Source organism: Kitasatospora sp. NPDC023118 (genome assembly GCF_055560875.1).
On sequence record NZ_JBVHHW010000017.1, the window covers coordinates 58,513 to 85,453 of the forward strand.

A 26,941-nucleotide genomic window follows, 5' to 3' on the forward strand; every position below is an offset into this window, starting at 1 on the left:
GCTCAGCGCCGCTTCCCCCCGCCGGTGCGGACGTGGCAGTCCGCCAGGTGGTCGTCGACCAGACCACAGGCCTGCATCAGGGCGTAGGCGGTGGTCGGGCCGACGAAGCGGAAGCCCGCCTTCTTCAGCGTCTTCGCCAGCGCCGTCGACTCGGGCGTGACGGCCGGCACCTCCGCCGGTGTGCGGGGGGCCGGCCGGTCCGGGTCGGCGGCGAACTGCCAGATCAGCGCGTCCAGGCCGCCGTCCAGGTCGCGGGCGACCCGGGCGTTGGCGATCGCCGCCTCGATCTTGGCCCGGTTGCGGATGATGCCGGTGTCGGCGAGCAGCCGCTCCTCGTCCGCCTCGCCGAACTCGGCGACCTCGGCGATCCGGAAGCCTGCGAACGCGGCCCGGAAGCCCTCACGGCGGCGCAGGATGGTCAGCCAGGACAGGCCGGACTGAAAGGCCTCCAGGCAGACCCGCTCGAACAGGGCGTCGTCGCCGTGCACCGGGCGGCCCCACTCGGTGTCGTGGTAGAGGCGGTAGTCGTCCGTCGACTCGCCCCAGCCGCAGCGGCGCAGGCCGTCCGCGCCGAGCACCGCGCCTTCGACGACCTCTGTCACTGCTGCGCCCCCGGCTCGGCGTCCTCGGGGGCCGGCTGCTCGGTGAGCGCGGCGGCGGGCTGGACCACCTTGGCGAAGTCCTCCAGGCCCGGCAGCGGTTCGGCGGCCGGGTCCGGAGCGGTGGTGGCCTCGACCGCGCCGCGCAGGTGGGCGGCGGCCTCCAGTTCGGCGATCCGCGAGTCGCGGTAGGCGAGTTCGGCGCCGAGGCGGTCCAGGACGTCGTCCACCTCGTCCATCCGGTAGCCGCGCACGGCCATCGGCAGGCGCAGGTCGTCCACGTCCGTCTTGCTCAGCGGTCGGTCCTGCGGCAGCCGCGCGGCGATGCGGTCCGGCACCGCCTCCGGCATCGAGCCGCCCCCGCCCAGCGCCACCAGCGCGGCGCCGCCGACCACCACGGCCATGGCGACCACGATCACCCAGAACACGAGCTGTCCTCCCGAACTCCCGGCCGGTCCTCGATCAAGTGCCAGGGAACCAGACTGATCATGACAGCATGGTCCCTAGTGAGGCCGGGAGCCATCATCGCACCCGCAGGAGCTGTGGAGGAGACATCGGTGGCGCTACGCCTGGGACCGCGCGAATTCGGTGAGGACGAGCTGGTGATCATGGCGATCGTGAACCGGACGCCGGACTCGTTCTTCGACAAGGGCTCGACCTTCGCCGACGAGGCCGCGTTCGCCGCCGCCGACCGCGCGATGGCCGAGGGCGCGGCGATCCTGGACATCGGCGGGGTGAAGGCCGGCCCGGGCGACGAGGTCACGGTCGAGGAGGAGCTGCGGCGCACCGTCCCCTTCGTGGCCGAGCTGCGCAAGCGCCACCCCGACGCCGTGATCAGCGTGGACACCTGGCGGCACCAAGTCGGCGAGGCGGTCTGCGAGGTCGGCGCGGACCTGCTGAACGACGCCTGGGGCGGGGTGGACCCGAAGCTCGCCGAGGTGGCCGCCCGGTACGACGTCGGGCTGGTGTGCACCCACGCGGGCGGCGCCGAGCCGCGCACCCGGCCGCACCGGATCGGGTACGAGGACGTGATGGCGGACATCCTGCGGGTGACCGTCGGGCTGGCCGAGCGGGCGGTGGGGCTGGGCGTCCGCCGGGACGCGGTGATCATCGACCCGGGGCACGACTTCGGCAAGAACACCCGGCACTCGCTGGAGGCCACCCGGCGGCTGCCGGAGATGACCGCGACCGGCTTCCCCGTGCTGGTCTCGCTCTCCAACAAGGACTTCGTCGGCGAGACCCTGGACCGGCCGGTGAACGAGCGGCTGCTCGGCACCCTGGCCACCACGGCGGTCTCGGCCTGGCTGGGCGCGCAGGTCTACCGGGTGCACCAGGTCGCGGAGACCCGCCAGGTGCTGGACATGGTCGCCTCGATCCGGGGCACCCGCCCCCCGGCGGTCGCCCGCCGGGGGCTGGCCTAGGCCGCCTGTTCGGCGCTCGGCTCGCCTCCGGGGCGCTCGGACCCGGTGCCGACGTTCGTCGCTCCGGCGCTCGTGCCTCGCTTGTCGTTCCTCGCTCTTGGCGCTCGGCTCGCCTCCGGGGCGCTCGGACCCGGTGCCGACGTTCGTCACTCCGGCGCTCGTGCCTCGCTTGTCGTTCCTCGCTCTTGGCGCTCGGCTCGCCTCCGGGGCGCTCGGACCCGGTGCCGACGTTCGTCACTCCGGCGCTCGTGCCTCGCTTGTCGTTCCTCGCTTTCGGCACCGGCGCGCCCCTTCGGCTCGCTCGCGCTAGATCTCGTTGGCGGGCCGGCGGGCGTCGGCGAGGATCTTCATGACCTCGTCGATCTCGTCGGTGATGTGGAACAGCTCAAGGTCGTGCGGAGCCGCCTTGCCCTGCGCGACCAGGGTGGTCCTCAGCCACTCGTAGAGGCCGCCCCAGTAGGCGCTGCCGTAGAGGATCACCGGGAAACGGGTGACCTTCTTCGTCTGCACCAGGGTCAGTGCCTCGAACAGCTCGTCCAGCGTGCCGAGCCCGCCGGGCAGGACCACGAAGCCCTGGGCGTACTTCACGAACATCGTCTTGCGGACGAAGAAGTAACGGAAGTTCAGCCCGAGGTCGACGAACTCGTTGAGGCCCTGCTCGAAGGGCAGCTCGATGCCGAGCCCGACGCTCAGCCCGCCGGCCTCGGAGGCGCCGCGGTTGGCGGCCTCCATCGCGCCCGGACCGCCGCCGGTGATCACCGCGTAGCCGGCCTCGGCGAGGGCCCGGCCGATGGCCACCCCGGCCTCGTACTCGGGCGAGTCGGCCGGGGTCCGGGCCGAGCCGAAGACGCTGATCGCGGGCGGGAGTTCGGCGAGGGCGCCGAAGCCCTCGACGAACTCGGAGGTGATCCGCAGCACCCGCCAGGGGTCGGTGTGCAGCCAGTCGGTGGGGCCGGTGGTGTCCAGCAGACGCTGGTCCGTGGTGCTCGTGCCGACCTGGTCCCGGCGCACCAGCACCGGGCCCTTCTGCTTCTCGGGCCAGGCCTTCTTCTTCCGCGGCGCGCCGACCTGCTCGGGGCCGTGTCCGTAGTGCTTGTCGTCTCCTGTGCCTGTCATGACGAAACCCTACGCCGACCCTCCCCCGTTTTCAGGCAACGGGGGAAGGTCGGTTGGGCAACCGGAAGATGGCGTTCAGCAGCTGACCGGGTCGGTGGCCGAACGGCCCCGGCTCAGCTGGTCAGCCAGGCGCGCAGCCGGTCCTCGGTCTCGGCGATGGCGCTCAGCGAGCAGTGCTCGTCCCGCTTGTGCGCGAAGTTCGGGTCGCCGGGGCCGTAGTTGACCGCCGGGACGCCGAGCGCGCTGAACCGGGCGACGTCGGTCCAGCCGAACTTGGCCCGGGCCTGACCGCCGGTGGCCGCCAGGAAGGCCCGGGCGGCGGGCTGGGAGAGGCCGGGCAGCGCACCCGCGGCGAAGTCGGTCACGGTCAGCTCGAAGCCGTCGAAGACCTCGCGCACGTGCTTCTCCGCCTCGGCCTCGCTGCGGTCCGGCGCGTAGCGGAAGTTGATCGTGATCACGCACTCGTCCGGGATCACGTTGCCGGCCACGCCGCCGTCGATCCGCACCGCGTTGAGGCCCTCGCGGTACTCCAGGCCGTCGATCTCCACCCGGCGCGGCTGGTACTGTGCGAGCCGGGTGAGCACCTCGGCGGCGCGGTGGATGGCGTTGTCGCCGAGCCAGCTGCGGGCCGCGTGGGCGCGCACGCCGGTGAGCCGGATCTGCGCCCGCAGGGTGCCCTGGCAGCCGCCCTCGACCACGGCGCCACTGGGCTCCATCAGCACCGCGAAGTCGGCGGCCAGCCACTCCGGGCGGTCCTTGGCGAGGTGGCCGAGGCCGTTGCGGTGGGCCTCCACCTCCTCGCAGTCGTAGAACACGTAGGTGAGGTCGCGGTTGGGCTCGGTCAGGGTGGCGGCCAGGCGCAGCGCGACGGCCACGCCGGACTTCATGTCCGAGGTGCCGCAGCCGTAGAGCAGGTCCCCGTCGACGTACGAGGGCAGGTTGTCGGCGATCGGCACGGTGTCCAGGTGGCCGGCCAGGACGACGCGCTCGCCGCGGCCGAGGGTGGTGCGGGCGACCACGTTGTTGCCGTACCGGTCCACGGTGAGGTGCGGGTAGCCGCGCAGGGCGGCCTCCACGGCGTCGGCGAGCGCCTGCTCGTCGCCGCTCACCGAGGGGAAGTCGACGAGCCGGGCGGTCAGCGTGCCGCCGTCGAGAGTGAGGTCCAGGGGCGTCGGGTTCGGGCTGCTCATGGCGTCAGCCTATCCGCGTAGGTGTGCCGCCGGTGTGGTCGTTCCGTGACACGGAAGGCACGTGGATCGGCAACCGGGATGCGCCGCACATCCGTCCGAGTGGGTACGGTGTCGGATCAAGAAGGCGGGCGCGAGAGGGGCGAGGGTGGCCAGGAGAAGGCGCAGCGAGAAGCTGGGCGAGGAGCTGGGCGACGAAGTGGCGCCCCGCCGCCGCGGTCCGGTGCGCGCGCTGCTGCTCGTGCTGGTCGGGCTGCTCGGCCTGGCGTTGGTCGCGGGCCTGGCGGTGGTCGGGATCTGGTGGTTCGGGTTCCGGCCGGGCGTCTCCGAGGAGTGCTCGGTGAAGACCGCGGCCGGCAGCGGCACGCTGGAGCTGCCGCAGGCCGCCAACGCGGCGACGATCGCCGCGGTGGCGCGGTCGCGCGGGCTGCCGGACCGGGCGACGGCGATCTCGCTGGCGACCGCCATGCAGGAGTCCAAGCTGCGCAACCTCGCGGGCGGTGACCGGGACTCGATCGGCCTGTTCCAGCAGCGGCCGTCGATGGGCTGGGGCACCCCGACGCAGATTACGGACCCGGTGTACGCGACCAACAAGTTCCTGGACGGCCTGGTCAAGGTGCCCGGCTACACCCGGATGCCGCTGACCGACGCGGCGCAGGCGGTGCAGAAGAGCGGCTACCCGCAGGCGTACGCCAAGCACGAGACCAAGGCGACCCTGCTGACCTCGGCGCTGGCCGGGCGCGAGCCGGCCTCCTTCAGCTGCGTGGTGCACGACTACGCCAAGCCGGACCCGGCCGACTCGCCGTCGCCGACCGCGGGCGCCTCGGCCACCCCGGTCGCGCAGCCGGACCGCGCCCAGGTGCTGTCCGACCGGGTGCGCCGGGAGTTCGGCCGCACCGTCACACCGGCCACCGGCTACACCTCGACGATCAAGGGCGCCGAGAACGCGGTCTCGCTGACCCCGGACCCGGCCGCCGCGGCGCTGACCTCCTCGGCGGACGCCGGCGGCGACGCCGGGGCGAGCGCGGAGCGAACCAGCGGCTGGGAGGTGGCCCACTGGGCGGTCGCGCAGGCCCAGCAGCTGGGCATCGCGACGGTCGCCTACGACGGGAGGATCTGGCGCAAGACCAAGTCCGAGGACGGCTGGCAGACCCAGACCTCGGGGACGTCGACCAAGCTCGTTCAGGTCACCCTGGCCCCGTACGACAAGAGCTGACGCACAGACGTACGGGTTGCCGCCGGACGGGTGATTCCGGTCAACTCCGGTGGACCGACCGCCCGTTCCGGCGAACCGGGGTGGAGAACCGTCACTTCCCTTGGCCGGGGCCGATCCGACGGGGTGCGGCGGGGTCCGGTGGACCCCACCGCTGTGGTCATACGATCCGATGGTCGGTTGGGAACTTTCCTTGCCCCGGCCGAAACCTTCTGGCTTCTCAAGCGGTAACTACCTCGTCCGCCCGGTCCCGTCCAGGCCCGGTCGTCCACTCGGCGGACGGGACGGACCCAGACCCCTTCGAGGAGCCCCATGTCTCACCCCCTCACGCGCCGGATCGCCCAGGCCGCGCTCGTCGTGGCCGCCGGAGCGACCCCGCTGGTCGCGGCCGGCTCCGCGTCCGCCCTGGGCGGGGACGCCCTGCTTCCCAAGAGCGACCTCGCGGCGCCGCTGGGCCAGCTGACCAACACCGACACCGGTTCCACCCTGCAGCACACCACCCACCAGCTCGGCCAGGCGGCCGGCACCACCGGCGCGGCCACCGTCGCCGCGGGCGTGCCGGCCTCCGCCGACGCCGCCGGCGACATCGTCGCCCACCAGTTCCCCGAGGCGAACGAGAAGGCCAGTTCGCTGACCGCCCCGGTCGACCAGACCGCCGCCACCACCGGCCAGCTCTCCGCCGTCACCCCGAAGGTCGCCTCGACGCTGGCCGGCAAGCTCGGCGAGGCCGTCACCGGCAAGGCCATGGGCACCCGCAGCGCCAACGCCGGCACCGGCCCGGTCGCCGGGCTCGGCCAGGCGGGCGCCGTCGCCCAGGCCCTGCCCGGCGCCGACAAGCTCTCCAGCGCCGTCCCCGGCACCAACGCCGTCACCGACGCGCTGCCGCTCGGCTCGGTGGAGCGCGCGCTGCCGCTCGGCACGGTCGAGCACGCCCTGCCCGGCGGCCTGCCCGGCACCGACGTCCTGGGCCTCGCGGAGCACGGCTCGGCCAACCGCCTCGGTGGCGCCGACCTCGGCCCGCACAACCCGCTCTCCGGCCTGACCGGCGCGCTCGGCCCGGTCAGCGGCCTGCTGGGCGGCGTCAACGGCGGCAGCATCAGCGGCCTGCCGCTGTAGTCCGGGCAGTCCCCGGCAGTCCGCACAGACCGAAGGGGCCGGTGTTCCCGCTCGGAACACCGGCCCCTTCGACGTGTCGTCAGCGCGCCGCGTCCAGCCGCTCGACGGCTGCGGCGACCCGCTCGTCGGTCGCGGTGAAGGCGACCCGGACGAAGCGCTCGCCGGCCGGGCCGTAGAAGTCGCCGGGCGCCACCAGGATGCCCAGAGCGGCCAGTTCGGCCACGGTCTCCCAGCACGGCCGGTCCTGGGTCGCCCACAGGTAGAGGCTCGCCTCGGAGTGCTCGACGCGGAAGCCGTACGCCTCCAGCGCCGCCCGCAGCGCCGAGCGCCGGGCCGCGTACCGCTCCCGCTGCTCGGCCACGTGGGCGTCGTCCGCCAGCGCCGCGATCGTCGCCGCCTGGACCGGCGCCGGCACGATCATGCCGCCGTGCTTGCGCACCTCCAGCAGCTCCTTGACCACCACCGGGTCGCCCGCCACGAAGGAGGCGCGGTAGCCGGCCAGGTTGGAGCGCTTGGAGAGCGAGTGGACGGCCAGCAGGCCCTCGTGCTGCGTTCCATCGTCGGGGCCGCCGCAGACGTCCGGGTGCAGGACGGAGACCGGGTCGGCCTCCCAGCCCAGCTCCAGGTAGCACTCGTCGCTGACCAGCAGCGCCCGGTGCTCCCGGGCCCACTCGACGGCGCGGCGCAGCTCGTCCCCGCCGAGCACCCGGCCGGTCGGGTTGGACGGCGAGTTCACCCAGAGCAGGCGCACCCGGGAGCCGTCCAGCTCCTCCACCGAGTCGTACTCGACCGGCTCGGCGCCGCACAGCCGGGCGCCGACCTCGTAGGTCGGGTAGGCCAGCCGCGGGTAGGCGACCTGGTCGCCCGGGCCGAGGCCGAGCTGGGTCGGCAGCCAGGCCACCAGTTCCTTGGAGCCGACGGTCGGCAGGACGGCCTGCGGGCCGATCTCGGCGCCGCAGCGGCGGTGCAGCCAGCCGGCGATCGCCTCGCGCAGCTCCAGCGGGCCCCAGACGGTCGGATAGCCGGGCGTGTCGGTGTGGGCGGCCAGCGCCTTCTGGATCACCTCGGGGACCGGGTCGACGGGGGTGCCGACGGAGAAGTCACAGAGGCCGCCCGGGTGGGCGAGGGCGGTGGCCTTGTAGGGCTCCAGCTTGTCCCAGGGGAAGACGGGCAGCCGGTCGGAAACGCGGCGCGCCGCCCCCGGGTGGCCCGGGAACGGCGCGCGCGTGCTGTTCGTACTCACAGCTCAGTAGCCACCGATCGTCAGTGGTCGGCGTTCTGCGGCGGCAGAGCGGCGATGAACGGGTGGTCCCGCTCGATCAGGCCGAGCTTCGAGGCGCCACCGGGCGAGCCCAGGTCGTCGAAGAACTCGACGTTCGCCTTGTAGTAGTCCTTCCACTCCTCCGGAGTGTCGTCCTCGTAGAAGATCGCCTCGACCGGGCAGACCGGCTCGCAAGCGCCACAGTCGACACACTCATCCGGGTGGATGTAGAGGGAACGCTGGCCCTCGTAGATGCAGTCAACCGGGCACTCTTCGATGCACGCCTTGTCCTTCACGTCGACACAAGGCTGCGCGATGACGTAGGTCACGCTGTCGTTCCTCCTCGGAAGGGGCCTGGCGGCCCGTTCTGTTCTGCTCGCGTGCGCGGTGAGCGCGGCGTCGTCGATGCCCGCCCCTAGTATCGCGGGTCGGAGACCGCAAATGCACAGGAGGTGGCCGGATCATGACTCGGGACCCGCTGGACAGCCGTCCGGAAGTCCGGATAGATCGCTCTGACGTGGGACGACGCGTGTCCGTGCGACGGGTGTCCGGGTTCGTGGACGACCGTCCGGTGTTCCGCGATGTGATCGGGGTGCTCACATCGTGGGACGATCATGGACTCACCGTAGCACCGCGCTCGGGCGAGCCGGTCTCCTTCCCGGAGAAACTGCTGGTCGCGGGCAAGGCCGTCCCGCTGTTCCCGGCCCGGCGCGTGCCGCAGCCGCCCGCCACGCCCGTCGAACTGCAGCGGATCGCCGGGCGCGGCTGGCCCGGGGTCGAGCAGGAGGCGCTCGGCGAGTGGACCCTGCGGGCCGCGTCCGGGTTCACCCAGCGGGCCAACTCCGTCCAGGCGCTCGGCGAGCCGGGGCTGCCGCTGCCGGACGCGCTGGCCGCCGTCCGGGACTGGTACGCGGCACGCGGCCTGCCCGCGCTGGTCGAGGTGGTCACCCCCGGGACGGCGGACGAACTGCGGGCGCTGCTGGGCCCGCCGCGCTCGCCGACCCTGGTGCGCACGGCCCCGCTGGCCGGGGTGGCCCGGGCCGGCACCGGGCACGACCGGGTCCGGCTCTCGCGGACCGCGGACGCGGACTGGATGTCGCTGTACGGGCGGCTGAGCGAGGACCCGGCGGTGCGGGAGGCGGCCCGGCGGGTGCTGCACGGCGGCCCGTCGGTCTGGTTCGCCACCGCGCCGGGCGCCCCCGGGCAGCCGCCGCTGGCGATCGGACGCTGCGTCATCGACGGACCCTGGGCCTGCTTCGGCGCGATCGAGGTCCAGCCGTACGCCCGGCGGGCCGGGCTGGCGACGGCGGTCATGGCGGTGCTCGCCGCCCGGGCGGCCGAGGAGGGGGCGAGCGGCGCGTACCTGCAGGTCGAGGCCGGGAACGACGGTGCGATCGCGCTCTATGACGGACTCGGCTTCACGACCAGTCACACTTACCACTACGCACCTCTGCCCCAGGGGTAGCCGCCCGACCGTTACATCCCCGTTTGTCCGCTTGTCCGTCCGTCGCACGAAGGCCGTCGTCGTCACCGTGACCGAGCAGAGCAGAGACCGCTTCCGGATCGCCGCCCGCGCCGAGCAGCCCGACCCGGTGCTGCTCTGCCTGCTCGCCGCCGCCGAGCACGGCCCCGTCCTCGACCCGGGCGACGTCGGCGAGCCGCCCGGCGTCGACGCCCTGCTCGCCGCCTGCGAGGCCGCGCTGGACCGGCACGCGGCCGCCGTACGGCTCGCCGTCGCCGAGCGCTCGCCCTCCGGGCCGGAGGAGACCGCCGCCCTGCTCGCCGCCGTCCTCGGCGGGCGGGAGCGGTTCCACGGGCGGATGTCCGACTACCGGCGGCTGGAGTCCTCGCTGCTGCCGGACGTGCTGCGGCGCCGGCGCGGACTGCCGATCATGCTCTCGCTGGTGTGGACGGCAGTCGGACGGCGGGCCGGGCTCACCGTCCACGGCATCGGGCTGCCCGGCCACTTCATCGTCGCGGTCGGCGGCCCGGCCGGCGGCGAGGAGTACGTGCTCGCCGACCCCTTCCACGGCGGCCGGCTGCTCGGCCCGGCCGACGTCGAACAGCTGGTCGCCGCCGCCGGGCACGAGTTCACCCCTGACCTGCTCACCCCCGCCCAGCCGCTGGACATCGTGCTGCGGGTGCTCGGCAACATCCGGGCCTGGGCCGCCGACCGGCCCGAGCACGCCCGCACCCAGCTGTGGGCCACCGAGCTCGCCCTGCTGCTCCCCCGGCACCCGGCCCAGCTCCGGCTGGAACGGGCCGAACTCCTGGTGCGGATGGGGGACTTCCTCCGCGGCTCGGCGGAGATGGACGCCTACGCGCAGATCCTGGACGCCTTCGACCCGGACGGCGCCGCCAAGGTCCGGCAGGAGGCCCGGGCGGCCCGGCACCGGCTCAACTGATCTTTCGCGCGGCTACAAAGGCGGGGTTACAGCCAGCCCTTCTCCCGGGCGATCCGGACCGCCTCGGCGCGGTTGCGGGCCTCGGTCTTCTGGATCGCCATCGACAGGTAGTTGCGGACCGTCCCCTCCGACAGGTGCAGCCGCTTGGCGATCTCCGCGTTCACCGCGCCGTCGGCGGCCGCCCCCAGCACGTCCCGCTCGCGCGCGGTCAGCGGGTTGGCGCCCTCGGCCAGCGCGGCCGCCGCCAACGCGGGGTCGATCACCCGCTCGCCGCGCAGCACCCGGCGGATCGCCTCGGCGAGCTCGGAGGCGGGCGCGTCCTTCACCAGGAAGGCGTCCGCGCCGTACTCCATCGCCCGGCGCAGGTAGCCGGGGCGGCCGAAGGTCGTCGCGATCACCACCTTCGTCCGCGGCGCCTTGCGGTGCAGCTCGGCGGCCGCCTCGATGCCCGTCATGCCCGGCATCTCGATGTCCAGCACGGCGACCTGCACGTCGTTCGCCAGCACCGCCTCCACCACCTCGTCCCCGCGGCCCACCTGCGCGACGACGTCGATGTCCCCCTCCAGCCCGAGCAGCGCCGCCAGCGCCTCGCGGACCATGCCCTGGTCCTCGGCGAGCAGCACGCGGATCGAAGGGCTGTTCTCTGTGTTACCCATGGCCATGACCTTAGAGGGGAACGGGCTTGAGTCTCCGGCAGGGGGAGACTGCACAGTGGTGCCCATGGACGGCAGCGAAACGCTCTACTCGATCGGCGACCTCGCCCGACGCACCGGACTCACCGTCAAGACGATCCGGTTCTACGCCGACACCGGCCTCGTGCCGCCCACTGACCGCACCCCGGCCGGCTACCGGCGCTACGACGTCCGGGCGCTGGCCCGGCTGGACCTCGTCCGCACCCTGCGCGAACTCGGGCTCGACCTGCCCGCGATCCGCCGGGTGCTGGAACGCGAGGCCCCGCTGCACGAGGTCGCCGCCGCGCACGCGAAGGCGCTGGAGGTGCAGATCCGCACCCTTCGGCTGCGCCGGGCGGTGCTGCTCGCGGTCGCCCAACGTTCATCCACCCCCGAGGAGATGAGACTCATGCACAAGCTCGCCAAGCTTTCCGACGCCGAACGCCGAAGGCTGGTCCACGACTTCATCGACGAGACCTTCGGCGGCCTGGACGCCAACCCCGAGTTCGTCGCCATGCTGCGCTCGGCCATGCCCGAACTGCCGGACGAGCCAAGGCCGGAGCAGGTGGAGGCCTGGGTCGAGCTGGGCGAACTCGTCCAGGACCCGGACTTCCGTGCGGCGGTGCGGCGGATGGCCGAGCACCAGGCCGCCGAGCGGGCGGACGGCGACCGGGGCGGACTGCACGTGGCGCTGACCGAGACCGTACGGTCGGTGGTCGGCGAGGCGCTGGCCGCCGGTATCGCGCCCGGCTCTGTTGCCGCCTCCCCCGTCCTGGACACCCTCACCGCCGCCTACGCCGAGGCCTTCCAGCGCCCCGACGACACTGAGCTGCGGCGCTGGCTCCTCGTCCGCCTCGGCACCGCCAACGACCCGCGCGCCGAGCGCTACTGGCAGCTCCTGGCCGTCATCAACGGCTGGCCGGCACAGGAGAGCCTGCGATACGTATTCGAGTGGTTCACCGAGGCCCTGCACAGCAGACTGGCCGGATGCTGACCCTGGAGCCCCTCCGCCCCGACCACGCCGACGCCCTGCTCGCCTTCGAACTCACCAACCGCGCGTACTTCACCCGCACGATCCCCGACCGGGGCGACGCCTACTTCGCCGAGTTCCCGGCCCGCCACGGCGCCCTCCTCGCCGAACAGGCCGCCGGCACCTGCCGGTTCCACGTCATCCTGGACGCCTCAGGCGCCCTGGCCGGCCGGATCAACCTGGTCGACCTCGCCGACGGCAGCGCCGAACTCGGCTACCGCATCGCCGAGTCCGCGGCCGGGCGGGGCCTCGCCACCGCGGCGGTCGCCGAGCTCTGCTACCTCGCAGTCCGCAGCTACGGCCTTCGGTCCCTGACCGCCGCCACCACCCTCGACAACCCCGCCTCCCGGGCCGTCCTCGCCCGCAACGGGTTCGCGGTCACCGAGGAGTTCCTCCTCGGTGACCGCCCCGCCCTCCGATACCGCCGCTCCCTTACCGACCGCGACTGAACGCCCAGGTCACGAGGACAGTGACCGCGCTGAGAGCCAGGAGGAAGAGAAGATTCGCCGCTCCTGGATGACCGGCTCTCAACGGCCAGGAGAGGAGCCAACCAACACCGACCCCGCAGATCACTCCAAGTGCCGCTCCGCCGGAGCGGAGGGCGAGTTCGGCCAGTCGATGCACTGGGCGTCGGCGGTCCATTCGATGCCGCCGCCGGGCGGTCGGAGATAGAGCCGCCCGCCGATGACGTCCATCAGAACGCCGATACGGTTCGCGCGCCGATCGTGCACCAGATCGCTGTGGCCGGGGGTGTACGTCCCGGAATCGCTCATCGAAGCTTCGTCTTTCGTGCGTGCTCAGCGGGGATCCGTCCACGGCTCGATCTGGTGGAGACGCCGGAGCCGGAGGTTGCCGTCGGCCGAGAGCGTGACCAGGTTGTCGACCACCTCGACCACCTCCGCCGGGACACGCGGCGCCCACGGGGTGCTGATCTCCCAGTCCGGCGGCACGATGGCGACCGTCTCGCCGACAGTCGGCACCCCGTCGGTCGCCTGCGCGCCCTTCCGCAGCACATCCACGAGCTTGGCGACCTCGGCGGGCGCCGCCGCCCCGAACTCGATGACCACCACCCCCGTGGCCTTCACGGACGCCCAGTCCACCCGCAGCGACGGCAGTTTCACCCTCACCGCCGCCAACACGGCTTGAAGGTCGTCGAACACCATCGCCGCCTCCCTGCGGATCTCCTCAGTCTCCCGAACCAACCTCGATCCCATGGCCACCACCTCGATCGCTACAACAACCGGCGGACCAGATCGTCGCTCGCCGGCCCGCTCCCTTGCGACGGCGCGAGGGCGACTCTTCGACGGCATTACAAGACGTCATTTAGGCGTCATTGCAAGGAGATTCGTCATAGCCTGGGAACATGACGACTCCGAATGAGACCCTTCGGGTCGTGCGAATCGGCCTGCGCCTCAGCCAGGACGAGTTCGCGAAGCGCCTCCGGGCTGCAGGAGAAGATCAGGGCGAGCCCAACGACGCCAGCAAGCGGCTGGTCCAGCGCTGGGAGTCCGGTGAGGTGCGGTCGCCGCGCCCCGTGTACGTTCGTGCCCTCGAAGCCGTAACGAGGGTCCCCGTGGAACACCTCGGCTTCGAGGTCCCGCAGTTGCCGCCAAGAGTCACCGCCGACGGAAGAGGAGGTCACGACATGAGCAGCGCCGAGCGAGACATCGCCCCGGGCGGTACTCCCGGACCGAACGGCGAGGACTTCTCCGGAATCTGGCTCAGCCACTACGAGTTCTTCAGCAGCAGCCGCGAGGGCACGTTCACCGGGCTGCACCACGTCCTGTTCGCCCAGCAAGGGAACCGCATCACCGCGCGCTCTCTCCCCGGGGCGTCGTCCAACCCGGACTCGCCGCTCTTGCTCGATCTCACGGTCGACCGCAATGTCGTCACGGGCACCTGGACCGAGCAGACCGCACAGGACGGCTACTACCAGGGTGCGCGCTACCACGGCGCCATACAGCTCCTGGTGGACCCGACCGGCCGCTGCATGACCGGCAAGTGGGTCGGCTTCGGCAAGGAGTTCGAAGTGAACACCGGCCCATGGGAGTTCCGCCTGCTCGACAGGTCGACGGGGAACTCGTCCGTCAGCCGGTTCAGCAATCCCCCTCAGGTGTGACCGGAGCAGGAAGTCGGCCAGGCGACTTCCCACTCCATCTATCGGTCGGGGCTGGCATGATGGCGGGCATGACGACCTACCGAAAGGCCGATGCCACGTAAGCGGCCCGGCGCGCTGCGCGCGCACTGTGACCCCGCCCGCCGCTGGGAGACCGCCCCGCCGGTCCGGCTGTGCGGGCTGTCGACCTCGACCAGCCTCGCCATTCATCGGCATGAGCAGCTGACCACCTCGTACTACGTGTTCCCCGGAGCAACGGACCGCGCTCTGCGCCGGTACCGCCAGTTCCTCGGTCCACCCGGTACCCGTCCGCGCTATCCGAGAGCGCTGCACTGCACCTGCCGTGGCTGCTCGTTCGACGACGTCCGGCACGCCCGCGACGTCCTGGCGGAGGTGCTGTCCGCACTTGCGCCGGGGCCGCGCGCCGAACTCGCCCGACTCCTCCGGCCCATGGATGCCGCCTACCTCCGGCGCACCCTGCCCGATCCCCTCACCGAGCACGTCTGGCCGGCCCCCTGGTGGTACCGCCGCCTCGGCGAGCGGTGGGAGTGCGGGAGCTGAGCGGAGTGGGAAGTCGGCTGGTCCGACTTCCCACTCCGTCACTCGATCACTCGTACCGCAGGCCCGGGTAGCGGCCGCGCCTGGTTCCGGCGGGCAGGAAGGTCGCCCCGGACCTGGTCCCGTGGAAGGGTGCGGTTCACGGCAGCGACAGCCAGCGCTGGGCGGCCTCGACGCTGTCGGCGCCGCTGGTGTTGAAGGCGATGGCGGCCTGTGGGGCGTGGCGGCGCACGAGGTTGACGACGAGTTCGAAGAAGGGCAGCGCCGGCTCCGGCTTGCGGATGCCGCCGCCGATGACCACGACGTCCCAGTCGCGGTCGGCGAGGGCAGCGGTGATCGCGGGCTCGGCGGTCTCGTCGGGGGCGATCAGGGTCATCGCCGCGTCGAGGCCGTGCTCGGCGAAGCGGGCGAGTTCGGCGTCGAGGACGGCCCGCATGGCGTCGCCGTCCATGCCGGGGACGGTGTGCGGGTCGAAGCCGAGGATGAGGACGGTGGACATGCCCAACAGAACGATCAGTCCGCCCGGTCGGGTTCCCCGACTGTCGTCCGGCTAGCGGGCCTTGGAGGGCTCTGAAGGCACGGAAGGCGCGGAAGGCGCGGAGGGTTCGGAGGGCGCGGCCGTCGTGCGCAGTGGCACCGAGGCCCGCAGCCGGAAGCCCTTGCCGCGCTCCCCCGGCCCGGTCTCCAGCCGCCCGCCGACCAGCGCGAGGCGCTCCTCCAGCCCGGAGAGCCCGTTGCCCGGCTGGGACTTGCCCGGCCCGTGCCCGTCGTCGGCGATCTCCAGGACGGCGTAGCGCTCGCCGCTGCCCTCCCAGCTCTCGTCCGCCGTCACCGTGCACACGGTGGCGCCCTCGCCGTGCCGGACGATGTTGGTGACGGCCTCGCGCAACGCCCAGGCCAGCGCGCCCGCCTCCTCCTTGGCCAGCGACGGCCAGGCGTCCACCAGCTCCGGCGCGGCCTCCAGCCGGACCTGCGCGGCGGACAGGGCGGTCCGGGCGGCGGCCAGCTCGACCGGCAGGGTCGGGCGGCGGAAGCCGGTGACCGCCTCCCGCACGTCGATCAGCGACTGCCGGGCGACCTGCTCGATGTCGGCGACCTGCGCCCGCGCCGCCTCGTCCTTGCCCGCGTCCATGAACCGGCCGGCCAGCTCGCTCTTCAGGGTGATCAGCGAGAGCGAGTGCCCGAGCAGGTCGTGCAGGTCGCGGGCGAGCCGCAGCCGCTCCTCGGAGGCGGCCAGGTGGGCCACGGCGGCCCGGGCCTCGCGCAGCTCCTTCATGGTGGCGACCAGCCGCTGCAGGCCGGTCATCGCGACGCCGGAGAGGAAGGCGCTGAGCGCGAAGGTGGAGATGTTGTCGTTCCCGGCGTGGATCATCAGGCCGGTCGCCACGGTGAGCACGGCCATGCCGACCAGGGCGCGCAGCGCGAGGTTCGGCGGGGTGATGACCGCCAGGCACACCGAGGCGTAGATGAACATGGTCAGGAACGCGCCGCCGAGCACGAACGAGGAGGCCACCGCGAGCACGATCATCGTCCCGACGACCACCTGGCAGGCCCGCGGCTTCATCCCCGCCTGCGAGCGGAAGATCACCAGCAGCACGTAGGAGGCCACGAAGACCGCCAGGCAGGCCCAGCCGAGCACCTGGCCGGCCGGGCTGTGGCCGCCGTGGAGCAGGTTGCCCGCCGGGTAGGCCAGGTAGGTCATCCACAGCAGCATCCAGGCGACCTTGACCAGCATCTGTCGCCGGGTCTCCACCGGGGAGCCGGGGGCGTTCATGAACGACACGCGCGCCACACCCGCCTCCGGCTGCTCGTCGGTGCGGTGGGTCTGGCGCGCGTCACTCATATGGATCATCATGCCTGGCGGGTGTCACGGCGGTACAGTGCCGCGGCGGCGGCGACGAACACCGCGAAGAAGGCGGCCAGTCCGGCGACCGCGGCCAGGTCCAGGGAGTGCCCGGGCCGGGTGAAGGTGGCCAGCTTGTTGTACAGGAACACCGGGTTGAACCGGGCGAACTTCTCCAGCGAGCCGCTCACCGGGAACCAGGTGCCGCCGAGCAGCGCCATCAGCATGTAGGTGATCATCACGATCGGCTGCACCGCGTCCGGCGTCGCCGCGTACCCGAGCGCCACCCCGAGCGCCGCGAAGACGAAGCTGCCCAGCCACAGCGCGACCACCAGCCCGATCCACTGCGCCGCGCCGAGCTCGACGCCCTGGCTCGCGCCGACCGCGAAGACCACCAGGATCGCCGGCAGCGTGGTCACCGCGGTCGCCGCGATCTTGCCGACGGTGTACGCCCGGCCCGGCAGCGCGGTCAGCCGCAGCTGGCGCGTCCAGCCGCTCTTGCGCTCCAGCGAGATCCGCTGCGCATTGCCGGTGAGCACCGCGCCGACCGCGCCGAAGGTGGCCATCGAGACCATGAAGTAGGACTTCACCGGCAGGCCGCCGGCCACCTTGGAGGTGTCGTAGGCGTGGATGAAGAAGACGTACAGCAGCGCCGGGTAGGCGATGCTGAAGAGCAGGTAGCGCCGGTTGCGGAGGGTCCGCATGATCTCCAGCTTGATCAGGGTGGTCATCGCACGCTCTCCTTCGCGGCGTGCTCGGCGCCGTCCTCGCGGTCCAGCTCGCCCGTGATGGTCAGGAAGGCCTGCTCCAGGCCCAGGCCGGCGACCTCCAGCCCGCGCGGGTACAGGCCCGCCCGGTAGATCCCGGCCACGCTCGCGTCGGCGTCCGCGGTGCGGATCCGAACCGTCCGCACCCCCGGGACGCGGGCGGTGACGTCCAGCGACTGCACGCCCGGCAGGGAGCGCAGCACGGCCTCCTCGAACTCGCCGTCCATGTCGTGGAGTTCGAAGGCGATCCGGCGCGCCCCGGCGCGCGCCTTGATCTCCGCGGAGCTGCCGTCGGCGATCAGCCGGCCCCGGTGCAGCACCAGGACGCGGTCGGCGATCGAGTCGGCCTCCTCCAGGTAGTGGGTGGCGAACAGCACCGTGCGCCCCGCGTCGGCCTGCGCCCGCATGCTCGCCCAGAACGCCTGCCGGACGCTGACGTCCATGCCGGTGGTGGGCTCGTCGAGCACGATCAGGTCGCTGTTGCCCGCGATCGCCAGGGCGAAGCGGACCCGCTGCTCCTGGCCGCCGGACAGCTTGTCGACCCGGCGGTCGGCGATCTCGGTGATCCCGGCGTCGGTCAGTACCCCCGTGACCGACCGACCGCTCGGGTGCACCTTGCAGGCGAGCTCGACCAGCTCGCGGACCTTGACGTCGGTCATCAGCCCGCCGCTCTGCAGCATCGCACCGACCCGGCCGGCCGCGATCGCCTCCCGCGGGGTGCCGCCGAACAGCGTCACGCTGCCCTGGTCGGGCTCGCGCAGGCCGAGCAGCAGGTCCAGGCTGGTGGACTTCCCGGCACCGTTCGGGCCGAGCAGGGCGACGGTCTCGCCCGGCCGCAGCACCAGGTCCAGTCCGTCCACGGCGCGGACCCGTCCGTAGCTCTTGCCGACGCCGCGGAAGGCGGCTACCTCGGTAACCATCGCCCGGCTCCTCTCCCCTGATGGTGTCGCGTGCGGCGCTGTCCGCACCACCTCAGAGTCCCGCGCGGGCGGGTGCCGGCGGCAGTGTCGGCCGTCGTGCCTTCGGTATGACGGATGTCATGCCGGCGGCCGGTACCCCCATCACGCCAATGAGGCAGTACCGGGTACCGGCCGCGAACAGGCTGGTCAGGGGGTTCTACAGGCCCAGCGCGCGCTTCACGAAGTCGACCTGGAGCAGCAGCAGGTTCTCCGCGACCTCCTCCTGCGGGGTCATGTGGGTGACACCTGACAGCGGCAGCACGGTGTGCGGGCGGCCGGCGGCCAGCAGCGCCGAGGAGAGCCGCAGGGTGTGGGCGGCCACCACGTTGTCGTCCGCGAGGCCGTGGATGATCATCAGCGGCCGCTCCAGTCCGGCCGCGTAGCCGTTCAGCGAGTTCGCCTCGTACACCTCGGGCCGCTCGGCCGGGTGGCCCAGGTAGCGCTCGGTGTAGTGGGTGTCGTACAGCTCCCAGTCGGTGACCGGCGCCCCGGCGACCGCCGCGTGGAACACGTCCGGGCGGCGCAGCACGGCGAGCGCGGAGAGGTAGCCGCCGTACGACCAGCCGCGGATGGCGACCCGGTCGAGGTCGAGCGGGAACTCCCCGGCGAGCGCCTGGAGCGCGTCCACCTGGTCGTCCAGGGTGGCCCCGGCGAAGTCGAAGGCGATGGACTTCTCCCAGGCCGGACCGCGCCCGGGGGTGCCGCGGCCGTCGGCGACGACCACCGCGAAGCCCTGGTCGGCGAACCACTGCGAGTTGAGGTGCGGGTTGTGGGCCTGGACGACGCGCTGGCCGTGCGGGCCGCCGTACGGGTCCATCAGGACGGGCAGCAGGCCGTCGCGCTCGCGGTCGTAGCCGGTGGGCAGGAAGACGGCGGCCGGGATGCGGCGCTCGCCGGCGAAGCGGAAGACCGGGCGGGCGGTGATCACCGGGGTTTCGGCGTGGGAGGCGATGACGGCGACGTCGTCGACCACCACGCCCTCCGGCAGGTCGCGGGCGACCTGCACCAGGGTGCCCGGCAGGTCGGGCTCGGCGGTGGCCCGGACGGTGATGCCGCCGGCGTGCACCGCGCTGGTGACGGAGGTGAACGGACGGCCGTTGGAAGACTCCCAGGCGAGCCGCTTGCCGTCGTGGCTGATCCGGCCGACGGCGATCCAGCCGGGCTCGGGGTCGGTCTCCTCGGCGCCGCCGGAGGCGGTGAAGAACACCTCCTCCTCGGTGACGGTGACGACGGACCTGACGTGCAGGTCGGCCCCGGTGACGGCCTGGTCGCCGACCACCAGCGCGCGCACTCCTCCCTCGTCGGAGATCCGGACCAGCTTGCCGTCCGGGGTCCAGGCCGGGACGCCCTGGAAGGCCTCCAGCCATGCCTCGTCGCGCTCCTCGAACAGCACGTCGGTGGCGCCGGTGGCCACGTCCAGGCCGAGGATCCGCTGCGCGCGCTGGTCGCGGGACTCGACCAGCAGCAGCGGCACCCCGCCCTTGGACCAGTGCACCCGGGCCAGGTACGGGAAGGCCTCGCGGTCCCAGGACACCTCGGTGCGCCCGCCGTGCAGGTCGAGCACCCAGAGGCCGACCTCGGCGTTGGCGGTGCCGGCCGCGGGGTAGGCGACCTCGGCGGGCTCGCGGTCCGGGTTGGCCGGGTCGGCGATCCACCAGCGGCGCACCGGGTTGTCGTCGGCGCGCTCGACCAGCAGCCGGTCGCTCTCCGGGGACCACCAGAAGCCGCGGTCGCGGTCCATCTCCTCCTGGGCGATGAACTCGGCCTGGCCCCAGGTGACGTGGGGGCCGTCCGGCTCGGCGAGCGCCCGGTCGCCGCTGCCGTCGGTACGGGTCAGCCGCAGCTCGCCGGCGGTGTTGGCGTAGGCGACGTGCGAGCCGTCCGGGGAGAGCCGCGGGTCCAGCAGCGGGCCCCGGGCGGGCAGTTCGGCGGTGGCGCCGGTGGCCAGGTCGGCGGTGAACAGCCGACCGGACAGGGCGAAGGCGGCGAGCTTCCCGTCCGCGTCCAGGGCGTAGCCGACGACGCCGGCCGAGCCCTCGCGACTGCGCTCGCGACGGGCCTTCTCGGCCGGCGAGAGGTCCTCCTCGCCGCCGCCGAGCAGGACGGCCGGGTCGGCGGCGATCCGCTCCTCGCCGGAGGCGGTGTCGAGGGTCCAGAGCAGGTTGGCCCGGTCGCTGCCGGAGCGTGAGCGGAGGAAGACGACCCGCGAGCCGTCCGGTGCGACGGAGAAGGAGCGGGGCGCGCCGACGGTGTAGCGCAGGGTCCGCGCGTACTGCCGGGGGAAGGTGTCCGCAGGGGTGTGGGAGGTCATGGCACCAGACCCTACGACGGCGGACTCCCACGGCCGGGTGACTGGTGATCACTCGTTCGGAGCATCGTCGCGAAGTACGCCCCAAAGAGGTCCAAACCCCCTCCGACCGGCCCATGCACCGCACGAGTGCCCCGATGCCCGGGCGCGCGCGGACTCACTGAATGTAATGCTCCCCTTACCCATCGGGTATGACTGGTCGTGCGAGTGATCGTCGGGTCCGTCCCGGCCCCCGATCACCCGACCCCGATTCCCGTACGGTCCGACCGCCGGCCCTCCCCAGGGGTCGGCGCCCGAGAAGGGGCATGAGCCGACATGGCCATGAACATCTCCGCAGTCGCGCTGATGCTGACGATCGTGGTGGTGCTGGTCCGCCGCTCCGACCTGAAGCCGGCGCACGCCGTCGTCTGCGCGTTGCTCGGCTTCTACCTGGCCTCCAGCTCGATCGCCCCGTCGATCAGCCAGCTCACCACCAACCTCGCCGGAATGCTCAACGGCCTGAAGCTCTGACCCGCGGCCGCGGTCGTTAGGCTTCCTCCCATGACCGCGACTACCGGCCGCCGCCTCCTCCTGGTGCACGCCCACCCCGACGACGAGTCGATCGGCAACGGCGCCACCATGGCCCGGTACGCCGCCGAGGGCGCCCGGGTGACGCTGGTGACCTGCACCCTCGGCGAGGGCGGCGAGGTGATCCCGCCCGAGCTGGCCCATCTGACGGCCGATCGGGACGACAGCCTCGGCGCGTACCGGATCGGCGAGCTGACCGAGGCGATGCGCGCCCTCGGCGTCACCGACTTCCGCTTCCTCGGCGGCCCGGGGCGTTACCGCGACTCCGGGATGATGGGCGTGCCCGACAACGACGCCCCCGGCTGCTTCTGGCGGGCCGACGTGGACGAGGCGGCCGGCCACCTGGTCGCGGTGATCCGCGAGGTGCGGCCGCAGGTACTGGTCACCTACGACGAGAACGGCGGCTACGGGCACCCGGACCACATCCAGGCGCACCGGGTCGCGATGCGCGCGTACGAGCTGGCCGCCGACCCGGCGCACCGCCCGGAGCTGGGCGGGGCCTGGCGGATCGCCAAGGTGTACTGGAACCGGATGCCCCGCTCGGTGATCGAGGCCGGGCTCGCCGAGACCGCCGTCAAGGCGCCGTTCCCGGGCGTCGCCCAGCCCGCCGACGTGCCCGGAGTGGTGGCCGACGAGGCCGTCACCACCGCGCTGGACGGCGCCGGGTACGCGGGGCGCAAGGCCGCCGCGATGGCCGCGCACGCCACCCAGATCACCGTGGACGGCGCCTTCTTCGCGCTCTCCAACGACCTCGGCCAGCCGCTGTTCGCCACCGAGTACTACCAGCTGGTGCGCGGCCAGGCCGGGCCGGAGCGGCCCGAGCGCGACCTGTTCGCGGGCCTGGACCACGACACCGAGACCGAGACCGCCACTGAGGGGAGCGTCCGATGACCGCGCCCGCCACGCCGCCGCGCCGCTCGTTCGCGGCGGCCGTCCTCGGCACCCAGAAGGAGCGGCTAGCCGAGCCTCAACCCCCGCGCGCCGTCCGGATCGCGGTGTATGTCCTGTTCTTCCCGCTCGGCATCGCGGTGTCGATCTGCGGATCCTTTGTGCAGGCCCTGTGGCCGCCGGTGGGGGTTCTGCTGGCGCTCGCCGCGAGCGTCGCGACCTTCTACGCCGGTCTGCGGATCACCGGCACCCGGCTCGGCGCCGCGATGCCCGCGGCCGGCTGGTTCCTGGCGATGCTGCTGATGATGGTGCCCCGGCCGGAGGGCGACAACGTGCTGTGGTCCAACGCCACCTCGCTGGCCTGGCTGTTCGCCGGCTCGGTCCTGGGCGTGATCTGCGCCACCCTGCCCACCCGTGGCAGCTGGTTCCCGGGGGTGTCCAACCCCCCGCGCTGATCCCGCCCGCGAGCGGCGCACGGCACCGCGCACGACGCGCAGTCAGGACCACACGGCCGTACTCTCATACCGGAGGAACCGGACGTATCAGGATCTGTCCGAAGCCGTTCACCGCTCAGTTCTTCCCAGTATGGTGGTCCCGCAGTACGTCGAACCCGACCGTCGGTCGCAGAGACAGGCCCAGGGCCCGGCGACCACGAACCGCGGTCGCGCCGCACGGCCCGCCCGCGAACCCGGAGCAGAGCAGCATTGAGCAGCCGCGAATCTGACAACGCCAACCCGACGCCCCGGCGCACGGGTCCGGACGCCTACCCGTCGGGCACGCCGCCCTACGGCACCCCGGGGTTCCCCGGCGGCGACCGGGCCGCGGCCGGTGCCGACCAGGGCGCCGCGTCGGGCGGCGAGGACGACGGCCCGAAGACCGAGACCACCCTGACCACCCGGGTCCGGATCAACATCCCCGGCTCGCGCCCGATCCCGCCGGTCGTCGTCCGCAGCACCGTCAAGAACGAGGACGGCCCGGGCGAGCAGGCCCCGGCCGCCGCCGAGCCGGGCAGCCCGCGGCACCGCTCCGCGCCCGCCTCGCCCGTCCTCGGCGTGATGGAGGGCGGCGGCCGCGCGGCCACCCCGCCGCACCTGCCGCCGGAGTGGCAGATCCCGCCGATCCCGCCGGCGACCTCCGAGTCCGAGTCCACCGGCGCGTGGTTCCGGCCGCGGCAGAAGAAGGCCCCGGCCGCCGAGCCCACACCGGCCGCCGTGCCGGCCGGTGCCCCGAGCGCGCCGGAGGCCCCGACCGGGCCCGGCACCGCCGGGCCCGGTCCGCAGGGCGCCCCGAACGGCCGCCCGGTGCCCGCCCCGGGTAAGTCGCCGCGCCAGGCCCCCGCCCCCACCGCGCCGTTCGGCGCCGAGGCGCCGGCCGAGGAGCCCGGGGTGTACGAGGCCGCCGAGCCCTTCGCGCCGGTCGCCGACCCGTTCGCCCCGACCGGCCCCGAGGCCGGTCCGCGCGGCCCGCGCGGCGGCCGACCCCAGCAGCAGGCCCAGCAGCCGAACGGGGCCCAGCCGAACGGTGGCCGGCCGAACCGGCGGCAGCAGAACGGCCCGCAGGGCGCGCCGGGTCTGAACGGCCGCCCACAGGGCCCGGCCACTGCCGAGCCCGGCCCGGAGGACACCTCCGTGGACGGCTTCGCGCCGATCCGCGAGAACACCCCGCCGCCGGCCGCCATACCCGGCCGGCCCCAGAACGGCGCCCCGCGCGGCGCCGACGGCCGTCCGCAGCCGGGCCTGTTCGCCTCGGCCCCGACCGGCGCCGACCCGTTCGCCACCCAGCGTCCGGCCGCCCCCGGCCAGGACCCCTTCGGCCCCCCGGCGGCCCCCGGCGGGCTGTTCCCGAGCGCGCCGCAGCCCGCCCCCGGCGGCCCCCGGCAGGCCGGCCGCGACCCGGAGGCCACCGAGCTCACCCCGCTGCCGACCCCGGCCCCCGGCCCGGGCCCGGAGGCGGCCCGGCCCGCTCCGGGCGGTCCCGCCGCGCAGCCCGCCTCCGCACCCAACCCCGCGCCGAACCCCGCACCGGCTCCGGCCAAGGCCGAGCCTGCCGCCCCCGCCAAGGGCAAGGGCAAGGGCAAGGGCGGCGGCGCCAAGAAGCTGGTCAAGCTCGGCGTCTACGCCGTCGGCGGCGTGCTCTTCCTCGGCGCCGCCGCGTACGGCACCGGCCTGATGCTCAACCAGTCGGACGTCCCCAAGGGCACCGTGGTGCTCGGCACCGACATCGGCGGCAACAGTCGTGACCAGGCGATCCACGCCCTGGACGAGTCGGTCGGCAAGGCCGGGCAGCAGCCGCTCAAGCTGAAGATCGGCGACCAGAGCGTCGACCTCGACCCGACCGTCGCCGGGCTGAGCTTCGACACCACGGCCACCGTGGACGGCCTCGCCGCGCACAGCTACAACCCGGTCGACGTCATCAAGTCGCTCAAGGGCGGCACCAAGGCGGTCGCGCCGCAGGTCCGGGTCGACCGGGCCAAGCTCAAGGCGGCGCTGGACTCGCTGGCGGCCGGCTCGGGCCAGGGCCTGCAGGAGGGCTACGTCAAGTTCGGCGACACCGGCGACCCGGTCGTGGTGCCCGGCAAGGCCGGCCAGGCGGTGGACTCCAACGCCGCCCTGGACGTGGTCGAGCAGGCCTACCGCGACCGCGCCGACGGCAAGCCGGACCAGCCGATCGCGCTGGCCGTCACGGCCGCCCAGCCCAAGGTCTCCACCCAGGCCCTGCAGGCGGCGGCCGACGGCCTCGGCAAGCAGGTCGTCAATGGCAAGATCCACATCCTGGCCGGCAGCAAGCCCTGGGAATTCGGCGCCAAGACCGCCGCCAAGGCGCTCACGCTGGTCCCGGACGCCTCCGGCAAGATCGTGCCCAAGTGGGACCTCGACGCGCTGAACTCCCAGCTGAACGGCGTGTTCGACAAGGTGAAGGTCAAGAAGAACGGCCAGACCGGCACGATCACCCCGCAGGACGTCGCGGACGCCGTCACCTCGCTGTTCGACAAGACCGGCGACAAGGACCGCACCTTCAAGTTCACCGTCGCCTGACGGACCGGACACGAACGAGGGGCGGGCCCGCTGCCGCAGTGCCGGCAGGTGGTCCCGCCCCTCGACAACTCCCCTGCCGGTCAGCAAGATGTGACGCCACACCGTCCGTCACCGCAACCCCGGGAGCCACGCCGATGAGCAGCCGCCTTCAGCACCACCGGACGGCACTGCTCGCCGGCCTCACCGTCCTGACCCTCTCGCTCGCGCTCTGCTCCTGCTCCTCCGGGCAGGGCGACGCCGCCGCGGACGCGATGCCGAGCGTCGCCGGGGTGCCCAAGCTCACCTCGATCGACATCAACCAGCACGACCGCTCCGAGCTGCGCCAGGGCGGCACCCTGAACCTGGCGATCACCCAGTTCTCCCACCAGTGGTCGCCGATCCACACCGACGGCAGCGAGTCCTCGACCATCGCCGTCACCAAGCCGCTGCTGCCGACCTTCTTCCGCTCGGACGCGGCCGGCACCCAGACCGTCAACCCGGCCTACCTGCAGGAGGCGCACGCCGACTTCAAGGACGGCCGGCAGGTGGTCACCTGGACGCTCAACCCCAAGGCCCACTGGTCCGACGGCACCCCGATCACCTGGCGCGACATCGAGGCCAACTGGCGCGCCCTGAACGGCAGGAACCCGGCCTACCGGCCCTCCAGCAGCACCGGCTTCGAGCTGGTCTCCTCGGTCGAGCGCGGCAAGGACGACTTCCAGGCCGTGATGACCTTCGACCAGCCGTTCTCCGAGTGGCAGTCGATGTTCAACGGAGCCGCCAACGCCCCGCTGCTGCCGGCCGCCAAGGTCTCCACCCCGGAGCTGTTCAACTCGGCCTACCTGGACGCGATCCCGCTCACCGCCGGCCCGTTCAAGGTCGACCGCCTGGACCCGGCCGCGCAGACCGTCACCCTGGTCGCCGACCCCGCCTGGTGGGGCGACAAGCCGATGCTGGACAAGATCGTCTTCCGCGCCATGCCGCCCGACGCGATGGGCGCCGCGTTCGCCAAGGGCGAGATCGACCTCTTCAACAACGGCCCGGACCTGGCCGGCTACCAGATCATCAAGAACACCAAGGGCGCCGCCGTGCGCCGGGCCGGCGGGCCGGACTTCCGGCAGATCACCCTGAACGCCCGCACCCCGGCACTCGGCGACCCGTCCGTCCGCCAGGCCGTGTTCCAGGCGATCAATCGGGACGCCCTGATCCGCTCCGACCTCAACGGCCTGGACTGGCCCGGCACTCCGCTCAACAACCATCTGCTGGTCGCCAACCAGAACGGCTACCGCGACAACTCCCTCGGCCTGTCCCGCTTCGACCCCGCCGAGGCCGCCCGCAAGCTGGACGCGGCCGGCTGGAAGCTGGACGGCGACGTCCGGAAGAAGGACGGCCGCGAGCTGAACCTGCGGATGATCGTCCCGGCCGGGGTCGCGGTGGCCCAGAACGAGGCCGTCGGCGTCACCAGGATGCTCAAGGACGTCGGGATCAAGGTCACCATGGTGACCGCCGCCGCCAACGAGTTCTTCGACAAGTACGTCAACCGCAACGACTTCGACCTGGCCGCCTACGCCCTGCTCGGCACCCCGTTCCCGGCCAGCGGCAGCCGGGCCGGCTTCGCGCAGAACGGCGGCGCCAACCACGTCGGCGCCGGCAGCGCGGCCGCGGACGCCGCGCTCGACCGGGCCGCCGCCGCGACCGACGCCGGCACCGCCTCCGAGGCGATCAACCAGGCCGACGGCGAGCTCTGGAAGGTGGCCGGCGTGCTGCCGCTCTACCAGCGTCCGCAGCTGTACGGCGCCCGCGCCGACCTCGCCAACATCGGGGCGCAGGGGCTGTCCGACATCGTCTGGGAGAACGTCGGCTTCACCAAGTAGGGGCCGCCCGGCGCCCGGTCGGCCCGAA

The 26,941-nt window shown here is 73.1% G+C and carries 28 protein-coding genes; 14 read left to right on the forward strand and 14 right to left on the reverse strand.

What is annotated here, in order from left to right:
* Positions 1-2 precede the first annotated feature (2 nt).
* Positions 3-602, reverse strand: coding sequence for a DNA-3-methyladenine glycosylase I (locus ACZ3UD_RS22660; protein WP_465590454.1), 600 nt, complete (start codon positions 600-602; stop codon positions 3-5).
* A complete protein-coding gene (locus ACZ3UD_RS22665; protein ID WP_465590457.1) occupies positions 599-1,027 on the reverse strand; it encodes a DivIVA domain-containing protein in 429 nt (142 codons plus the stop codon). Before ACZ3UD_RS22665 ends, ACZ3UD_RS22660 begins: the two co-directional genes overlap by 4 nt.
* Before the next feature lie 180 nt (positions 1,028-1,207).
* On the opposite strand from ACZ3UD_RS22665, the gene folP reads away from it, so the two are divergent.
* Positions 1,208-2,020: a dihydropteroate synthase gene (gene folP / locus ACZ3UD_RS22670; protein ID WP_465590777.1), complete on the forward strand. Its 813-nt coding sequence runs from the start codon at positions 1,208-1,210 to the stop codon at positions 2,018-2,020.
* A 306-nt stretch (positions 2,021-2,326) separates the two neighbouring features.
* Here the strand turns inward: folP and ACZ3UD_RS22675 are convergent, their stop codons facing one another.
* Positions 2,327-3,136 (reverse strand): LOG family protein, encoded by an 810-nt coding sequence (locus ACZ3UD_RS22675; RefSeq protein ID WP_465590460.1) that lies wholly within the window; start codon positions 3,134-3,136, stop codon positions 2,327-2,329.
* Positions 3,137-3,249: 113 nt separating this feature from the next.
* Positions 3,250-4,326 carry a succinyl-diaminopimelate desuccinylase gene (gene dapE / locus ACZ3UD_RS22680; RefSeq protein WP_465590463.1) on the reverse strand — a complete coding sequence of 359 codons (1,077 nt, stop codon included), beginning with the start codon at positions 4,324-4,326 and terminating at the stop codon, positions 3,250-3,252.
* A 145-nt stretch (positions 4,327-4,471) separates the two neighbouring features.
* On the opposite strand from dapE, the gene ACZ3UD_RS22685 reads away from it, so the two are divergent.
* Both ACZ3UD_RS22685 and ACZ3UD_RS22690 read left to right on the forward strand, forming a co-directional pair.
* Positions 4,472-5,539 (forward strand): VldE C-terminal domain-containing protein, encoded by a 1,068-nt coding sequence (locus ACZ3UD_RS22685; protein ID WP_465590466.1) that lies wholly within the window; start codon positions 4,472-4,474, stop codon positions 5,537-5,539.
* Positions 5,540-5,848: 309 nt separating this feature from the next.
* The gene (locus ACZ3UD_RS22690) at positions 5,849-6,652 is read left to right on the forward strand and encodes a hypothetical protein (protein ID WP_465590469.1); all 804 of its coding nucleotides are present in this window, start codon (positions 5,849-5,851) and stop codon (positions 6,650-6,652) included.
* A gap of 79 nt (positions 6,653-6,731) precedes the next feature.
* On the opposite strand, the gene dapC is transcribed toward ACZ3UD_RS22690, so the two are convergent.
* Both dapC and fdxA read right to left on the reverse strand, forming a co-directional pair.
* Entirely contained in the window at positions 6,732-7,895 is a 1,164-nt protein-coding gene (gene dapC / locus ACZ3UD_RS22695) for a succinyldiaminopimelate transaminase (protein WP_465590472.1), read from the reverse strand.
* A gap of 20 nt (positions 7,896-7,915) precedes the next feature.
* Entirely contained in the window at positions 7,916-8,242 is a 327-nt protein-coding gene (fdxA, locus tag ACZ3UD_RS22700) for a ferredoxin (protein WP_030287402.1), read from the reverse strand.
* A 134-nt stretch (positions 8,243-8,376) separates the two neighbouring features.
* Between fdxA and ACZ3UD_RS22705 the strand changes: the two genes are divergently transcribed.
* Positions 8,377-9,378, forward strand: coding sequence for a GNAT family N-acetyltransferase (locus tag ACZ3UD_RS22705; RefSeq protein WP_465590476.1), 1,002 nt, complete (start codon positions 8,377-8,379; stop codon positions 9,376-9,378).
* Positions 9,379-9,445: 67 nt separating this feature from the next.
* Positions 9,446-10,318 carry a transglutaminase family protein gene (locus ACZ3UD_RS22710; protein WP_465590780.1) on the forward strand — a complete coding sequence of 291 codons (873 nt, stop codon included), beginning with the start codon at positions 9,446-9,448 and terminating at the stop codon, positions 10,316-10,318.
* Positions 10,319-10,344: 26 nt separating this feature from the next.
* On the opposite strand, the gene ACZ3UD_RS22715 is transcribed toward ACZ3UD_RS22710, so the two are convergent.
* A complete protein-coding gene (locus tag ACZ3UD_RS22715) occupies positions 10,345-10,974 on the reverse strand; it encodes a response regulator (RefSeq protein WP_465590479.1) in 630 nt (209 codons plus the stop codon).
* Between the two features lie 64 nt (positions 10,975-11,038).
* Here ACZ3UD_RS22715 and ACZ3UD_RS22720 point away from each other — a divergent pair, with 64 nt between their 5' ends.
* Together ACZ3UD_RS22720 and ACZ3UD_RS22725 are read left to right on the forward strand one after the other, a co-directional pair.
* Positions 11,039-11,983, forward strand: a complete 945-nt coding sequence (locus tag ACZ3UD_RS22720; protein WP_465590482.1) for a MerR family transcriptional regulator — start codon at positions 11,039-11,041, stop codon at positions 11,981-11,983.
* Positions 11,977-12,468 (forward strand): GNAT family N-acetyltransferase, encoded by a 492-nt coding sequence (locus ACZ3UD_RS22725; RefSeq protein WP_465590485.1) that lies wholly within the window; start codon positions 11,977-11,979, stop codon positions 12,466-12,468. The genes ACZ3UD_RS22720 and ACZ3UD_RS22725 overlap by 7 nt, the downstream gene beginning before the upstream one ends.
* 120 nt (positions 12,469-12,588) lie before the next feature.
* Here ACZ3UD_RS22725 and ACZ3UD_RS22730 read toward each other — a convergent pair whose 3' ends face one another.
* Together ACZ3UD_RS22730 and ACZ3UD_RS22735 are read right to left on the reverse strand one after the other, a co-directional pair.
* Positions 12,589-12,792 carry a hypothetical protein gene (locus ACZ3UD_RS22730; RefSeq protein ID WP_465590488.1) on the reverse strand — a complete coding sequence of 68 codons (204 nt, stop codon included), beginning with the start codon at positions 12,790-12,792 and terminating at the stop codon, positions 12,589-12,591.
* Positions 12,793-12,816: 24 nt separating this feature from the next.
* Entirely contained in the window at positions 12,817-13,233 is a 417-nt protein-coding gene (locus ACZ3UD_RS22735) for a hypothetical protein (protein ID WP_465590491.1), read from the reverse strand.
* A 149-nt stretch (positions 13,234-13,382) separates the two neighbouring features.
* Between ACZ3UD_RS22735 and ACZ3UD_RS22740 the strand changes: the two genes are divergently transcribed.
* Positions 13,383-14,138 (forward strand): helix-turn-helix domain-containing protein, encoded by a 756-nt coding sequence (locus ACZ3UD_RS22740; RefSeq protein ID WP_465590493.1) that lies wholly within the window; start codon positions 13,383-13,385, stop codon positions 14,136-14,138.
* Between the two features lie 90 nt (positions 14,139-14,228).
* The gene (locus ACZ3UD_RS22745; protein ID WP_465590496.1) at positions 14,229-14,696 is read left to right on the forward strand and encodes a hypothetical protein; all 468 of its coding nucleotides are present in this window, start codon (positions 14,229-14,231) and stop codon (positions 14,694-14,696) included.
* A gap of 136 nt (positions 14,697-14,832) precedes the next feature.
* Here ACZ3UD_RS22745 and ACZ3UD_RS22750 read toward each other — a convergent pair whose 3' ends face one another.
* The 5 genes from ACZ3UD_RS22750 to ACZ3UD_RS22770 form a co-directional block, all read right to left on the reverse strand.
* Positions 14,833-15,192, reverse strand: a complete 360-nt coding sequence (locus ACZ3UD_RS22750; protein WP_465590499.1) for a hypothetical protein — start codon at positions 15,190-15,192, stop codon at positions 14,833-14,835.
* A 51-nt stretch (positions 15,193-15,243) separates the two neighbouring features.
* Positions 15,244-16,536, reverse strand: a complete 1,293-nt coding sequence (locus tag ACZ3UD_RS22755) for a sensor histidine kinase (RefSeq protein WP_465590502.1) — start codon at positions 16,534-16,536, stop codon at positions 15,244-15,246.
* A gap of 8 nt (positions 16,537-16,544) precedes the next feature.
* Positions 16,545-17,267, reverse strand: coding sequence for an ABC transporter permease (locus ACZ3UD_RS22760; RefSeq protein WP_465590505.1), 723 nt, complete (start codon positions 17,265-17,267; stop codon positions 16,545-16,547).
* Positions 17,264-18,223 (reverse strand): ABC transporter ATP-binding protein, encoded by a 960-nt coding sequence (locus ACZ3UD_RS22765; RefSeq protein WP_465590508.1) that lies wholly within the window; start codon positions 18,221-18,223, stop codon positions 17,264-17,266. Before ACZ3UD_RS22765 ends, ACZ3UD_RS22760 begins: the two co-directional genes overlap by 4 nt.
* A 196-nt stretch (positions 18,224-18,419) precedes the next feature.
* Positions 18,420-20,573, reverse strand: a complete 2,154-nt coding sequence (locus ACZ3UD_RS22770; RefSeq protein WP_465590512.1) for a S9 family peptidase — start codon at positions 20,571-20,573, stop codon at positions 18,420-18,422.
* 312 nt (positions 20,574-20,885) lie between these two features.
* Between ACZ3UD_RS22770 and ACZ3UD_RS22775 the strand changes: the two genes are divergently transcribed.
* The 5 genes from ACZ3UD_RS22775 to ACZ3UD_RS22795 all read left to right on the forward strand — a co-directional run bounded on the left by ACZ3UD_RS22775 (position 20,886) and on the right by ACZ3UD_RS22795 (position 26,913).
* Complete coding sequence (locus tag ACZ3UD_RS22775) at positions 20,886-21,080, forward strand: DUF2304 domain-containing protein (RefSeq protein ID WP_465590515.1); 195 nt, start codon at positions 20,886-20,888, stop codon at positions 21,078-21,080.
* A 30-nt stretch (positions 21,081-21,110) separates the two neighbouring features.
* Entirely contained in the window at positions 21,111-22,028 is a 918-nt protein-coding gene (gene mshB, locus ACZ3UD_RS22780) for an N-acetyl-1-D-myo-inositol-2-amino-2-deoxy-alpha-D-glucopyranoside deacetylase (protein WP_465590518.1), read from the forward strand.
* Complete coding sequence (locus ACZ3UD_RS22785; RefSeq protein WP_465590521.1) at positions 22,025-22,480, forward strand: DUF6113 family protein; 456 nt, start codon at positions 22,025-22,027, stop codon at positions 22,478-22,480. Before mshB ends, ACZ3UD_RS22785 begins: the two co-directional genes overlap by 4 nt.
* 249 nt (positions 22,481-22,729) lie before the next feature.
* Positions 22,730-25,060: a peptidoglycan binding domain-containing protein gene (locus ACZ3UD_RS22790; RefSeq protein ID WP_465590524.1), complete on the forward strand. Its 2,331-nt coding sequence runs from the start codon at positions 22,730-22,732 to the stop codon at positions 25,058-25,060.
* Positions 25,061-25,194: 134 nt separating this feature from the next.
* The gene (locus tag ACZ3UD_RS22795; RefSeq protein ID WP_465590527.1) at positions 25,195-26,913 is read left to right on the forward strand and encodes an ABC transporter family substrate-binding protein; all 1,719 of its coding nucleotides are present in this window, start codon (positions 25,195-25,197) and stop codon (positions 26,911-26,913) included.
* Positions 26,914-26,941 lie beyond the last annotated feature (28 nt).